Origin of the sequence: Rothia sp. CCM 9419 (genome assembly GCF_048512815.1) — a bacterium.
Classification (GTDB): domain Bacteria; phylum Actinomycetota; class Actinomycetes; order Actinomycetales; family Micrococcaceae; genus Rothia.
On record NZ_JBLXXY010000003.1, the window covers coordinates 178,249 to 191,700 of the forward strand.

Genomic DNA, 13,452 nt, shown 5'->3' on the forward strand with positions numbered 1-13,452 from the left:
CTGTGCATTCTCTGCACTCTTATAATATTTGATGGTTAAAGGTCTTGATATGAGTAATACTTTTTTAAAAGATACACCTCGTGTTTATATAATTTTCGCTTTGATGGGAGTATTTTATTTTTTATCACAGCATATAAATTTACTAAATCCACTAAATTGGATAAATTGGATAAAAGGTTCATGTGTGTTTTTAGATGATTATCTATATTTTTTCATCTTATTAGTGAAGATTTTTATTTATTTTTGCGCTGTAATAGTTTGTGTTTACTTAAGAAAATCATTTATATGCAATATTGAAAACGGTAAAATAATTCATGATTTTAACATTAAATTCATTAGAGTATTCCCATTTATGTTTAAGCATAGATTAAAAGACTATAAATTCTTATGTTCCTCAGAGAAATCTTATATTGATGGTATTGAAGCTTACATAAAAGAAACTTCTGTTAAAAGCGGGAAAACTAAGAATGAAATTTACAGAGTGCTTCTTGATAATTCTGAGTTTAGACAGGGGCGCTGCGATGCTATCTGTGTTGTAAGAATAAAAGATATCTATCTGGATATGAAGAAAAATTTTATATTTCAGAACGATTTCAACTTTATCCTTTTTGTATTTTTTGTAATTTTTCCAATTTTTGCAATTTTTCTTGAATTTGATATTATGTCTACTCTCTTTCGGTATGGAGGTGGTTATATCACAGGAAATTTTGGATGGCATATTTATATTCTTGGTTTTGTGTATATTCTTTTTTTACGCTTATTTTTTTGGTTGTTCCTAGAATTTTTGTATTCGGAAAAGTAGGTCTATTAGTTTTTGCCGTTTTGTTCAATTTTGGTCCTTGGGTTGATTGGTATGATGAGATAAAAGATGATAAATTTTATATTGTAATGTTTATATTAATTTTCACCTTTTTGTTAAATATCTTTAGGGGGGAACGCAAGGAACGGCATCCATTAAAGAATTTACTTTCCTCGTACATTTATATTCTTGTGTTTGAATTTGCGGCTTCTTATTCTGCTCAAATGGGAATTTTATTATCGAAGTCGCCAGTGTCAAAATCAATACACTTACTAACATCAGATCCAGTATTGGTAGATCCAAAACCAACATTATTTCTAGCGTCAACGACTCCTCCGGAAACGCAAATATATAGTGCTCACAATGGGGGATGGTTCTCTCTAGTGCAAGATTCAGCTGTGCAAGTTTTCCGTGACTATGTGAACAATCCTTGGCTGCTCTATGGTAGTTTTGTAATTTTATTTATTGTATGGTATTTAACGTATCAGATATTTCTATTGTTGCCTGGTGCTTCTTACTATGAAAATAAAGAAAAGGAAAATGCTAAGAGATGCTATGAGATATTAAACTCTCCTGAATTTAATAAACGGTATGTGCAAGATGTGCAAGTAAAAAATTCTGGAAAATCATTCTTGGCGAAGAAAAAACAGCTGAGAAGAAAATAACTCTATCTAAAAAGGGTGTTCCTCCTACCTTGTGATGTACGTGAACTCGTGCGCAAGTAGAGAAAACAAGCCAAGCGCACTAAACTCAACAGAGCACCCACGCACATAAAGCACACGGGCGCCACCACAAACACAGGGGGAGAGAACACCATGAGCGAAAACAACGAACAAGAATCACTATTCGACGCACATAACACACCCAACACTGAACTCTCACCCGCATACCCCAACCGTGCAGCATGGGGCACCGCCACCAAACTACGCGCATGGCAGGCAGAAGCCATGAACAAATACTTCAGCGAAAACCCGCGCGATTTCATGGCAGTAGCAACCCCCGGCGCAGGTAAAACCACCTTCGCGCTCACCGTCGCCAAAGAACTCTTCAACCGCGGAGTCATCAACCGGCTCACCGTCGTCGCCCCCACAGACCACCTCAAAAAACAATGGGCAGACGCCGCCGCAAAAGTACACATCGCCATCGACCCCAACTACAAAAACTCCGACGGCTCACACGGGGCAGAATACCAAGGCGTAGCACTTACCTACTCACAAGTAGCGCACAAACCCCTACTACACCGCGCCCGCACCGAAAACGGGCGTACCCTCGTCATCATGGACGAAATTCACCACGCCGGCGACGCCCTCTCATGGGGAGACGGGCTACGCGAAGCATTCGAACCCGCCACACGCCGACTCGCCCTCACCGGCACACCCTTCCGCTCCGATGACTCACCCATTCCATTCGTCCGCTACGAAGAAGACCAAGACGGCATACGACGCTCCGCATCTGACTACTCCTACGGGTACGGCCCAGCCCTCAAAGACCACGTCGTGCGCCCCGTCATCTTCATGGCATACTCCGGCAAAATGCAATGGCGCACCTCCGCCGGCGAAGAAATGGCGGCACAACTCGGTGAAGGCTTCACCAAAGACGTCACCGCACAAGCATGGCGCACCGCACTCGACCCGCAAGGGCAATGGATACCCACCGTGCTCACCGCCGCCGACAAACGCCTCACCGAAGTACGCCGAACAGTACCCGACGCCGGCGGACTCGTCATCGCCACAGACCACCAAGACGCACGCGCCTATGCCGAAAAACTCCACGCCATCACCGGCGAAAAACCCACCGTCGTACTCTCCGACGACAAAACCGCATCCGAAAAAATTGACCAATTCTCCGCCGGAAACCAACGCTGGATGGTCGCCGTGCGCATGGTATCCGAAGGCGTCGACGTACCCCGACTCGCCGTCGGTGTTTACGCAACATCAACCAGCACCCCGCTCTTCTTCGCACAAGCCGTCGGACGTTTTGTGCGTGCACGCAAACGAGGAGAAACCGCGTCGGTGTTCCTCCCATCAGTACCGCAACTGATGATTCTCGCCAACGAAATGGAAACCGAACGAGACCACGCACTCGACAGAAAAACCGCAAACACACCCGCCGACCCGCTCAACGAAGGACTCGACGACCACCTCATCGACGAAGCCAACCGTGAAGACCGCGCCAGCGAACAACTCACCCGCGGAAAATTTGAGGCACTCGGCTCTGAAGCGTCTTTTCATGGGGTGCTCTACGACGGCGCAGAATACAGCACCGGCGGTGTAGCACTCGGTTCTGAAGAAGAACAAGACTTCCTCGGCATCCCCGGGCTACTAGACGCCGAACAAGTCAGCACGCTACTTCAAGCACGCCAAAAAGAACATGCCGCACGTAAACCACAAGGCAGCACACCCACCGTGGTTGATCACCGGCAGCTCAAAAACCTCAGAAATCAGTTAGCGAAGAATGTTTCTGCCTATGCTATTCGTTCTGGAAAAGCGCACGGGGTGATTCATAACGAGTTGCGTCGCGCCTGTGGTGGGCCAGCGGTTGCGCAGGCAACTGCCGACCAAATTAGGGCACGCATCGATAAGCTGGCTGACTGGTTTATTGGAAGAAAATAACAACACACACTAGGCGGGTATAAGTGTAGAGCGCCCATAAAACATTAAAGAAAATACGGTGAGCGTATTACACACCACCCTATGTGGGGTGTGTAATACGCTCACCGTAAAAGCCTCTAACGGCAGAAAAAGCGGGGGAGTGCTAGTCTTCTACGACGGTAACGCCCGCGTCCTCTAACTGCTCAACAGCATCAGACAAACCCTGCTCACTCACAGGTGCTGTCAAACCCAACAGAACACGAGTGTCATAGCCGGCATCAATAGCGTCAAGCGCCGTAGCCTTCACACAAAAATCGGTGGCAATACCCACCACATCAACCTCAGCAATCTCATGCTCTTGAAGCCAATCATCAAGAGAGACCTTCGGAGAATCATCCACCTGCTGAGCCTGAGCATCACGCTCACCAGTCATCACAGTATCCTCCGGTGCAAGAAGCCCCTCAAAACCAGAATAAGCAGCCTCAAACGCACCCTTACGGAAATACCCGTCAATATAATCGGTATCAAGGTTAGGGTGAGTCTGCGCGCCCTCACTATCGGCAACACAATGCACCGGCCACGATACCTGATAATCAGGAGTATCACTAAAATGCTCACCAGGGGAGATATGCCAATCCAAGGTCGCCACAATCGTGCTGTACTTATGATGGTTGTTCTCCACATACTCACTAATGAGAGACGCAACCTCCGCACCAGACTCAGTAGCTAAAGAACCACCCTGACAAAAATCGTTCTGAACATCGACAATAATCAACGCTTTAGACATGGTATAAACCCGTTTCTTTCTAGACATCTATGCTGTGTGTACATGTTGCCTCACCACATAACCAGCCGGCTACGAGGTGAGGCAACACCATATCAAAAAAGAGCAAAAACCCTATTTCTGGTCAATAAACTCGGTAGGAATCACCGGATCACCAGCAGAAAGACGATGCGCCGCATACGGAAGCTCCTGAATAGAACGCTGATGACGCTCCGCCGCACGACGCACACCCTCAGCACCCACAAAACCAGGCAGAAGCTGCCCGTCCTTGACGAACTCGACAAGTAGCTCACGAGACCCCTCAACCTTCAACGGGGTCGGCCCAACACCAATCAGCTCCGCCGTAGCAACACCACGAGAATTCAACTGGCGTACAGCAGACTTACGCCCGCCATGAGAACCCTTACCCCGAGAAGCCTTAGCAACAGGCTCCATCACACCATCACTATTCTCGCGGGCAACAACCTTATACACCATTGAGGAGGTAGGAGCACCAGAACCGGTCACCAGCTTAGTGCCCACACCATACGAATCAACAGGGGCAGCAGCTAAGGACGCAATAGCGTACTCATCTAAATCACTGGTGACCGTAATCTTCGTGTTCGTATTTCCTAAAGAGTCAAGAAGTTCGCGCACCCAACGCGCCTGAACCACCAAATCGCCAGAATCGAGACGAACACCGCCAAGCTCCTGACCGGCAAGATCAACCGCTAAACGAACAGCTTTCTCCACATCATAGGTATCCACCAAAAGAGTGGTCTTATTACCAAGAGAAGCTAACTGTGCGCGGAATGCTTCCTCTTCGCTATCGTGCAAAAGAGTGAAAGAATGAGCGCTCGTACCAATCGTGTGCAAACCGTAGCGTCTGCCTGCCTCAAGGTTAGACGTCCCCTCAAAACCGGCAATGACGGCGGCACGAGCAGCCGCCACTGCCGCCTGTTCTTGGGCGCGTCGGCTACCCATCTCAAGACACGGGCGGTCGTTTGCAGTAACAGACATGCGAGATGCCGCCGAAGCCACCGCAGAATCATAATTCAAAATAGACAGCAGATACGTCTCTAAAATGCAGGCCTCAGCAAAAGTGCCCTCCACCTGCAACACCGGAGAATGAGGGAAGAACACCTCACCCTCAGCATAACCATAGATGTTTCCGCTAAAACGAAAATTCTCTAAATACGAGAGCGTCTCATCATTGACCACCTGCGCATCCGCTAAATAATCTAGCTCTGCGGTGGTAAAACGAAAATCTGCAAGACCCTCTAAGAAACGTCCTGTACCGGCAAGAACACCGTAGCGTCTGCCTGCAGGAAGACGGCGAGTAAAGACCTCAAAAACACTGTGACGGTGCGCCGTACCAGACTTAAGCGCTGCCTGAAGCATCGTCAATTCATAATGGTCAGTTAATAAAGCTGTTGAAGTAGACACGACACTAACTTTACTGCCTGAAAGAACGTTATATAACCTCCAGCACGAACTTTATACTAAATACATAAGGTAAAATTGCATGTAAGTAGATTGCTGGACACAAAACAACACCACACTCCACACCACACTGGCCAAAGACAGCTCAACCGATAGGATAGACCAGTAGCTACCGACCACCCATCCACACGAGAGCTCACCCACCCCAGGACGTAAGGAGCAAACATGTCAATTGCCCCACAAGAAGCCCCACACCAAGAGGCCAGCACCCACCAACAACCAGACACCCCCTGGAACGTCATCGTCTGGAACGACCCCGTCAACCTGATGAGCTACGTAACATACGTCTTCAAAGTACACTTCGGCTACAGCACCAACAAAGCCAAAACCCTCATGCTACAAGTACACAACGACGGAAAAGCCATCGTCTACACCGGCACCAAAGAAACCGCCGAAAAACACACCCAAGCACTACACAGCTGGGGACTCTGGGCAACCTTCGAAAGGGCAGAAAACTAACATGGCACAAGGATTCAAAGCCACACCACGCGGATACACCGCACAATTCTCCGCCACCGAAGCAGAACTACTCGGCAAACTCTTCAACGACGTAGCCACCGCACTCACCCCCGACGAACAACCAGAAAAAGACCCCCTCGCCGCACTCATCGGCATCACCGAAAACACCGACATCCCCGAAGACCCAGCCGTCGCACGCATGCTCCCCGTCGCATCCGACGACCCAGAAGTAGCCGACGAATACCGACGCTACACCGAACTCTCACTACGCCAACACAAAATAGGCAACCTCAAACTTGCACACATGCAAGTACAACACCAAAACATCACCCTCAACGACGAACACGCACAAGCATGGGCCTCCGCACTCAACGACGTACGCCTCACACTCGCCGAAAGACTCAACATCCACAGTGAAGAACAAGCCGAGAAAATCGGCGAATACACCAACAACAACACCGTCGAAACCGTCGAAGAATACATGTCCTTCGTCTACAACTTCATCACATGGCTCCAAGACACCCTCATGGAAGCAATGCTCAGCCAACTACCCGACGAAAACTAACACACCTCACACCACAGCGTGAGATTTATCCTCTTTCCCACAACATAACACTCAGGAACACCACAACAACACCCACACACAGTATTCTCGAAAACACCATGACCGACCAAAAACACACCACCATACAAACGAGTTGGGGAACGCACATACCAGCAACCCCCACCTCCAACGCACCCATCGGAGTCTTCGACTCCGGAGTCGGCGGACTCACCGTCGCACGCGCAGTAATGGACCAGCTCCCACACGAAAACATCATCTACGTCGGAGACACCGCAAACGGCCCATACGGGCCACTGACCATCGCACAAGTACGCGCCAACGCCCTACGCATCATGGACGAACTCGTAGACTCCGGCGTCAAAATGCTCGTCATCGCCTGCAACACCGCATCAGCAGCCGTACTACGCGACGCACGCGAACGCTACACCAAAAAATACGGAATACCCGTCGTAGAAGTCATCCAACCAGCAGCACGCCGAGCAGTCTCAGCAACACGCAACGGAAAAATAGGCGTTATCGCCACCGAAGCAACCGTCAACTCACGAGCCTACGAAGACACCTTCGCCGTGAGCACCTGCGACATCTACTCCGTACCCTGCCCACGATTCGTCGAATTCGTCGAAAACGGTATCACCTCCGGCGAAGGACTCCTCGCCACCGCACAAAAATACCTCACACCCCTCAAAGAAGCCGGCGTCGACACCCTCGTGCTAGGATGCACACACTACCCGCTACTGACCGGCGTCATCTCATACATCATGGGGGAGGACGTCACCCTCGTCTCATCCTCAGAAGAATCAGCAAAAGACGTCTACCGTGCACTCGTACAACACGGCATGGAACGAGAAGCAGGGCTGAGCACCTCCCACGAATTCCTTGCCACCGGTGAAACAGAATCCTTCGAAAAACTTGCCCGACGCTTCCTCGGCCCAGAAGTCACCAGCGTTAGACACACAGAATCTATCGCACACCAATACCCCACCGGCTCACTAGCAGTGATGACACCAGAAACCCCGCGTATCAGCGTCTCACCTGCCATCAGCGAGCACAACAAATAAGGTTCATCATCTATGCGTTTGACCGTCATCGGCTGCTCCGGCTCATTCCCTAGCGCCACCTCACCAGCGTCCTGCTACATGATCTCAGCAACAGACCTCAACGGCAAAACCTGGCGAATACTCGTAGACATGGGCAACGGGGCATTAGGCGTCCTCCAACGTCACGTCAAACTCGAAGACATCGACGCAATCCTCATCTCCCACCTCCACCCAGACCACTGCATCGACCTCTCCGGCGTACACGTCGCCGTCAAATGGGACCCCCGCGGATGGAACAAACCACCCATCCCGCTCTACGCACCCGAAGGCATCCACGAATACCTCCTCAACACGCACGGACTGACCATGGAAACCAGCATGGACACCGAATTCACCTTCCACGAATGGCAAGCCGAACAACCCGTCAACATCGGCCCATTCACCGTCACACCCTATGATGTTGTCCACCCCGTCGTAGCACCCTACGCGCTACGTATCGAATGCGACTCAGACCAAGGGCACACCATCATCGCATACTCTGGAGACACAGACTCCTGCCCCGGACTCGTCAAAGCCGCACACCAAGCAGACCTCTTCCTCTGCGAAGCCGCCTACCAAGAAGGACGAGACGACCACCTACGCGGCATCCACCTCACCGGAAAACGCGCAGCAGAAGCCGCCAAAGAAGCCGGCGCACGCAACCTCCTCCTCACACACCTACCCGTATGGAACGACCCCGAAACCATACGCGCCGAAGCAGAAACCGTATACGACGGCGGAATCGGAATAGCAGAAGCCAGCGCAACCTACGTCGTACACCCCAGACCACAACACATACCAGCACACACCACCACCCTCAAAGTCATCGGAAAACGACTCTAAAAAACCGCACCCCAACCACCTACAAGAAAAGAGAACAACTCATGACAACACGCAAAGACGGACGCGCACACAACGAACTACGCCCCATCACCATCACCCGCGGATGGTCACAAAACGCAGAAGGCTCAGCCCTCATCGAATGCGGAAACACCCGCGTCCTCTGCACAGCATCCTTCACCGAAGGCGTACCACGCTGGCTCAAAGGACAAGGCAAAGGATGGGTCACCGCAGAATACGCAATGCTGCCACGCGCCACCAACAGCCGTTCCACCCGCGAATCCGTCAAAGGCAAAATTGGTGGACGCACCCACGAAATCTCACGACTGATCGGACGCTCCCTACGCGCCGTCATCGACACCCAAGCACTCGGCGAAAACACCATCGTCCTCGACTGCGACGTACTCCAAGCAGACGGCGGAACCCGCACCGCCGCCATCACCGGCGCATACATCGCCCTCGTACAAGCTATCGAATGGGCTAAAAAAGAACGCATTATCAACCGCAACGCACAACCCATCACCGGAAGCGTCTGCGCAACATCCGTCGGCATCATCGACGGAACACCCATGCTTGACCTACCCTACGAAGAAGACGTCCGTGCCGAAACCGACATGAATATTGTTGTCACCGGCGACGGAAAATTCATCGAAGTACAAGGAACAGCAGAAGGCGTGCCCTTCGACAGAGACGAACTTAACGCACTCCTTGACCTAGCATTAGAAGGAACAGCAGAACTCACCCGTATTCAGCGTGAAACACTAGGAGAATAAACATGCCAGCCCGCATCGTCCTCGCCTCACACAACACCGGAAAACTACGCGAACTACGAGAGATTCTGCGCGACAAAATTAGCGGACTCAACGTCGACGAAGACGTCGTCGACGCCTCAACCATAGGTGCTGTTGACGTCGTCGAAGACGGCGTAACCTTCGCAGAAAACTCCCTCAAAAAAGCGCGCGCCGTTGCAGCCGCAACAGGGCTTATCGCCATCGCCGACGACTCCGGACTAAGCGTTGACGTGCTCGGCGGTGCCCCCGGTATCTTCTCGGCACGCTGGTGCGGACACCACGGCGACGACACCGCAAACCTCAACCTACTACTTGCCCAACTATCCGATATTGACGACGAACATCGTGGAGCACAATTCTGCTGTGCCGCAAGCGTCGTCACACCCACCGGCGAAGAACACGTCGAACACGGGTACATGCGCGGAACACTCTTACGCGAACCACGCGGAGAAGGAGGCTTCGGATACGACCCCATTCTCGTACCCGAAGACCTCGAAGCACCATACGTGGGGCAAAGCTGCGCAGAAATACCACGCGAGGTCAAAAACACGATGAGTCACCGCGCTCGCGCATTTGAAGCGCTGATTCCTCACCTGATTGCACTGTTATCTGACGAACACGGTTCAGACGAACAATAGTTCTTCAGATGTTAGCGGCGTAGGAGTAAACGATGACACCACATCACGGGTATCTAGAGCAGGCACAATACCTGCCAGTGGTTCAAGCTGTGATGGCTCAAGCCGGTCTGAATATCTCACAAGATCGGTGGGATATTCGCACCAGCGGCTCCGCCCATATTGTGATTAATATGGGTGGAGAACTGAGTATTCGCGTGGCAAAAAGTGACCAAGTTGCCCGCCATGTGGCGCGTCGTACAGAAGTGCTTCGCCGTTTACCGCACCATTTTTCTTTTGAAGTTCCTCGCCCCATCACTCGAACCATCACCCGCCAAGGTTTTACCGCAGTAGGGCTACGGTGGATTAAAGGCGAACCAAGAAACCCCGGGCCTGCACCAGCAAAATATTTGGCGCAACTCGTCCGCGAAATACACCGTGTTGATTATGAGGGGATGGAACCATACCTTGATTCTGCACACCAGCATTGGGGCGGAGAAGACGGGCTGAGTGCCCTCGAACAGGATGTGCTTCCGCGTCTTCTCAAAACGAACCGTTCAACAGCGCAGAACATTATTCAACAAGTACATGACCTTCCCGAGGTTGAACCCGTACTCATCCATAATGACCTTGCAGGGCATAACATCCTCTGGAACGGGGATAAACTTACTGGCGTCATTGACTGGGACCACGCAACTCTTGCCGACCCCGCCTACGATTACGCGTCCTTAGGGAACTGGTACGGGTGGGACTGCCTCAGCTCATTCTTAGGAGAAGATGAGATTCATCGGGCACAAATTATCTCTCGTCTGGTGGCGTTAGAAGCGGTAGCATACGCCATTCATAACGGTAAAGGTGGCGGTATTATCCGTTTAGCCGTCGAAAGAGCCGACCACTGGTTACAAACGCACCGTCAAAGCCTCATACAATAGGACTAAACCTCACAAAACGTCAGAACCTACGTACATAGAGCCGTTCACTATGAAAATAGTGGCTTGTCGATGAGACAAACCCACAAACAAGCCACTATCAACTCAAAAATATGAGAACCGTAATCTAGCTCTTCTGCTGAACGGCAGAACCACCCAACTGGGCACACCAACGATTGAGCGCCTCATCTATCACATCAAGCACTTCAAGACGCGACGTAAATTCTGGCGAAAAAATACTTGAACCATAACCAGCGCCCAAAAGAGCGCCCGTAACCGTTGCAGAAGAATCAGACACCAACGGCACACGCACCGCATGAGCAATCGCGTCAAGAGCAGAAACTTCTTCACGATTCTCTGCAACCAAAGCAGACAACACTCCACGACCGAGCACCGCAGAAGAAACCTGCTCATGACGAAACGCCTCATCTAAAAGATGTGTTGGCACATCCTGCTCAGACAAGGCTTTTGCCTGACGTAACGCACAACGAATCTTCTCACCGTTAGAAGGAATCCCACGCTGAGGAAGAGAATCAATCCAATCCAAGACCGAAAGGACCGCCTGCCGAATAGGCTGCTCTACCACATCACGATAGGCAATGGCATAACGAATCAACAACGTATAGGCAATAGAAGAAACTATTGTTTCGGGGTGCCCGTGGGTAAGAGCCGTAGCCCGTGCACTCAACGAAATAACAGTGCTTTCTTGCTCAAGAGGAAGAAAACCAAAAACAGCAGAAGGCGCTAACGCTCCGGTAGTTTGCTCATCGGGGCAAACATGTTTATCAAGCGTTTGCATCTGACCAGTGTTTAATGAGCGAGAAATAGCGGGGTCAAGAGTGTGAGCTTTTTGTAAAGCTGGGTGGCTATCAATCTCGCGTGGCAAAGATATTGGCGCATCAGACTCGAGAACACGTCCGGTACCGCGATACCACCGCAAATACGCTAACCACAGGCACGCTAACTCATCCGCTGAAGAACCCTCATTATTCCATTCAAGAACTTCTGTAAGAGCGTCTAAAGTGAACAGGGTCAGCTGAGTATCTTGAGAAATTGTAAAACAGGTGATGTGATGCGAGAACAATGAACGTAAAAGCTCATGACGTACAACAGCATCTTCTAAAATGTCATCTGCTGAAGAAGACTCGGGGGAGAGAACCTGCCTGCCAGCATAGTCTCCTAGAGCTGTACCCCATAAAACGCCTCGAAGAGAATCTCGATACGTAGGCGACTCGGGGCTAGGGGCAATAATACCTTCTGCAGAAATCATAACTGCCATTCTAAACTCTAGATAACTCAACAGTGAACTACTTTGAAGAAAAACTTCTGCAGTGTTAAGCGCCAATAGGTAAACTAGGGGATATGCGTATTCTGCACACCTCTGACTGGCATCTTGGACGTTCATTCCACGGGTTCTCCCTAGAAGAACACACCCAAGAACTTCTGAAAGAACTGATAGATACTATCCGCACCAAATCTATCGACGTGCTTCTTATCAGTGGAGATGTCTACGATCAGGCTCAGCCACGTGTGAATACCGTCAAAATGCTGTCGCAAACCCTCGAAACTATTAACGCTTTAGGGTGCGCTATCGTCATTTCTAGCGGTAACCACGACTCCTCTATCCGTTTAGGGTTTGGAACAAAAATTCTTGAACGCTCCGAAGTTTACATGCGCACCAGTATCGACAACATTGACCAGCCGGTCATCATCGAACGTGACAACCAAAAAGTAGCTATCTACGCCATCCCATACCTCGAACCACGAAGCGCCGGCGCACGCTTTGAGGTGGAACCAACCCACGCGCACGTTCTCGAATACGCTAGTAAACAAGCCAAAAAAAATCTACAAAAACAACAACACATCACGGCCTCTATCATGATGGCGCACTGTTTTGTGACCAGCGCAGAACCCTCAGAATCAGAACGCAACATCCATGTGGGCGGGTTAGGCACCGTAGGCGCTCAAACCTTTGAAGGGTTCAGCTACACCGCGTTAGGGCACCTGCACCGCCCCCAAAAAATTACCGACACCATCCGTTATAGCGGATCATTATTGGCGTACTCCTACTCAGAGGAAAAACATCGTAAAGGGGCGTGGATTCTCGACATTACTGACGACGGGGCACTAAACATCCAAGAACATCATTGGCGCACAACAGTTAACCTGAAAACCCTTCGAGGCACACTACACGAACTGCTCAACAACCCCGAATACAGCGCCTACTATGAGCACTATTGCAGAATCTACATCACCGATACACCCCGCCCCACTGGTGCTCTTGAACAACTACGCCAAAAATATCAGAGTATCGCTGAGCTCCATTTTGAACCAGAACAACGCAGCGAAACAGAACCAAAAACATACCGCGAACGTATCAAAAAAAGTCACGACGTCGTTGCGACCTGCACCGAATTCTTCGAACACGTCCGACAAAATCCACTGACCGAAACAGAAAAAACATACGTCAACAGCATCGTCCAACAAGCACAACGCGAACTCGAAGCGAAAGAAGGCTAACG

General features: G+C 50.5%; 14 protein-coding genes. 11 read left to right on the forward strand and 3 right to left on the reverse strand.

Features of this window, described 5'->3' with window-relative positions:
- Positions 1-49: 49 nt before the first annotated feature.
- The 3 genes from ACN08W_RS04070 (at position 50) to ACN08W_RS04080 (ending at position 3,411) form a co-directional block, all read left to right on the forward strand.
- Positions 50-802 (forward strand): hypothetical protein, encoded by a 753-nt coding sequence (locus ACN08W_RS04070; protein ID WP_419108870.1) that lies wholly within the window; start codon positions 50-52, stop codon positions 800-802.
- Positions 766-1,464: a hypothetical protein gene (locus tag ACN08W_RS04075; protein WP_419108871.1), complete on the forward strand. Its 699-nt coding sequence runs from the start codon at positions 766-768 to the stop codon at positions 1,462-1,464. Before ACN08W_RS04070 ends, ACN08W_RS04075 begins: the two co-directional genes overlap by 37 nt.
- A 150-nt stretch (positions 1,465-1,614) precedes the next feature.
- Complete coding sequence (locus ACN08W_RS04080; protein ID WP_419101459.1) at positions 1,615-3,411, forward strand: DEAD/DEAH box helicase; 1,797 nt, start codon at positions 1,615-1,617, stop codon at positions 3,409-3,411.
- A 142-nt stretch (positions 3,412-3,553) separates the two neighbouring features.
- Here the strand turns inward: ACN08W_RS04080 and ACN08W_RS04085 are convergent, their stop codons facing one another.
- Positions 3,554-4,177: an isochorismatase family protein gene (locus ACN08W_RS04085; RefSeq protein WP_419101458.1), complete on the reverse strand. Its 624-nt coding sequence runs from the start codon at positions 4,175-4,177 to the stop codon at positions 3,554-3,556.
- A gap of 111 nt (positions 4,178-4,288) precedes the next feature.
- The gene (locus ACN08W_RS04090; protein WP_419108920.1) at positions 4,289-5,554 is read right to left on the reverse strand and encodes a nicotinate phosphoribosyltransferase; all 1,266 of its coding nucleotides are present in this window, start codon (positions 5,552-5,554) and stop codon (positions 4,289-4,291) included.
- Positions 5,555-5,821: 267 nt separating this feature from the next.
- On the opposite strand from ACN08W_RS04090, the gene clpS reads away from it, so the two are divergent.
- The 7 genes from clpS (at position 5,822) to ACN08W_RS04125 (ending at position 10,933) form a co-directional block, all read left to right on the forward strand.
- On the forward strand, positions 5,822-6,115 hold the full coding sequence (clpS, locus tag ACN08W_RS04095) for an ATP-dependent Clp protease adapter ClpS (RefSeq protein ID WP_419101457.1): 294 nt from the start codon (positions 5,822-5,824) through the stop codon (positions 6,113-6,115).
- A 1-nt stretch (position 6,116) separates the two neighbouring features.
- Positions 6,117-6,680: a DUF2017 domain-containing protein gene (locus tag ACN08W_RS04100; protein ID WP_419108872.1), complete on the forward strand. Its 564-nt coding sequence runs from the start codon at positions 6,117-6,119 to the stop codon at positions 6,678-6,680.
- A 98-nt stretch (positions 6,681-6,778) separates the two neighbouring features.
- Entirely contained in the window at positions 6,779-7,738 is a 960-nt protein-coding gene (gene murI / locus ACN08W_RS04105) for a glutamate racemase (RefSeq protein WP_419108921.1), read from the forward strand.
- Positions 7,739-7,750: 12 nt separating this feature from the next.
- Positions 7,751-8,599 (forward strand): MBL fold metallo-hydrolase, encoded by an 849-nt coding sequence (locus tag ACN08W_RS04110; protein ID WP_419103894.1) that lies wholly within the window; start codon positions 7,751-7,753, stop codon positions 8,597-8,599.
- A gap of 41 nt (positions 8,600-8,640) precedes the next feature.
- A complete protein-coding gene (gene rph, locus ACN08W_RS04115) occupies positions 8,641-9,369 on the forward strand; it encodes a ribonuclease PH (protein WP_419108873.1) in 729 nt (242 codons plus the stop codon).
- Between the two features lie 2 nt (positions 9,370-9,371).
- Positions 9,372-10,025, forward strand: a complete 654-nt coding sequence (gene rdgB / locus ACN08W_RS04120; RefSeq protein ID WP_419105977.1) for an RdgB/HAM1 family non-canonical purine NTP pyrophosphatase — start codon at positions 9,372-9,374, stop codon at positions 10,023-10,025.
- 32 nt (positions 10,026-10,057) lie between these two features.
- A complete protein-coding gene (locus ACN08W_RS04125) occupies positions 10,058-10,933 on the forward strand; it encodes a phosphotransferase (RefSeq protein WP_419108874.1) in 876 nt (291 codons plus the stop codon).
- Positions 10,934-11,057: 124 nt separating this feature from the next.
- Here the strand turns inward: ACN08W_RS04125 and ACN08W_RS04130 are convergent, their stop codons facing one another.
- On the reverse strand, positions 11,058-12,200 hold the full coding sequence (locus ACN08W_RS04130; protein ID WP_419108875.1) for an ADP-ribosylglycohydrolase family protein: 1,143 nt from the start codon (positions 12,198-12,200) through the stop codon (positions 11,058-11,060).
- Positions 12,201-12,292: 92 nt separating this feature from the next.
- On the opposite strand from ACN08W_RS04130, the gene ACN08W_RS04135 reads away from it, so the two are divergent.
- Positions 12,293-13,450, forward strand: a complete 1,158-nt coding sequence (locus ACN08W_RS04135) for a metallophosphoesterase family protein (RefSeq protein ID WP_419108876.1) — start codon at positions 12,293-12,295, stop codon at positions 13,448-13,450.
- Positions 13,451-13,452: the final 2 nt, after the last annotated feature.

Coding starts and splice junctions, on each gene's coding strand:
- ACN08W_RS04100 (WP_419108872.1), top strand. CDS start 6,117: ATGGCACAAGGATTCAAAGCCACACCACGCGGATACACCGCACAATTC.
- ACN08W_RS04125 (WP_419108874.1), top strand. CDS start 10,058: ATGACACCACATCACGGGTATCTAGAGCAGGCACAATACCTGCCAGTG.
- ACN08W_RS04135 (WP_419108876.1), top strand. CDS start 12,293: ATGCGTATTCTGCACACCTCTGACTGGCATCTTGGACGTTCATTCCAC.
- ACN08W_RS04090 (WP_419108920.1), bottom strand. CDS start 5,554: ATGCTTCAGGCAGCGCTTAAGTCTGGTACGGCGCACCGTCACAGTGTT.
- murI (WP_419108921.1), top strand. CDS start 6,779: ATGACCGACCAAAAACACACCACCATACAAACGAGTTGGGGAACGCAC.
- ACN08W_RS04070 (WP_419108870.1), top strand. CDS start 50: ATGAGTAATACTTTTTTAAAAGATACACCTCGTGTTTATATAATTTTC.
- rph (WP_419108873.1), top strand. CDS start 8,641: ATGACAACACGCAAAGACGGACGCGCACACAACGAACTACGCCCCATC.
- ACN08W_RS04130 (WP_419108875.1), bottom strand. CDS start 12,200: ATGATTTCTGCAGAAGGTATTATTGCCCCTAGCCCCGAGTCGCCTACG.
- clpS (WP_419101457.1), top strand. CDS start 5,822: ATGTCAATTGCCCCACAAGAAGCCCCACACCAAGAGGCCAGCACCCAC.
- ACN08W_RS04085 (WP_419101458.1), bottom strand. CDS start 4,177: ATGTCTAAAGCGTTGATTATTGTCGATGTTCAGAACGATTTTTGTCAG.
- ACN08W_RS04110 (WP_419103894.1), top strand. CDS start 7,751: ATGCGTTTGACCGTCATCGGCTGCTCCGGCTCATTCCCTAGCGCCACC.
- rdgB (WP_419105977.1), top strand. CDS start 9,372: ATGCCAGCCCGCATCGTCCTCGCCTCACACAACACCGGAAAACTACGC.
- ACN08W_RS04080 (WP_419101459.1), top strand. CDS start 1,615: ATGAGCGAAAACAACGAACAAGAATCACTATTCGACGCACATAACACA.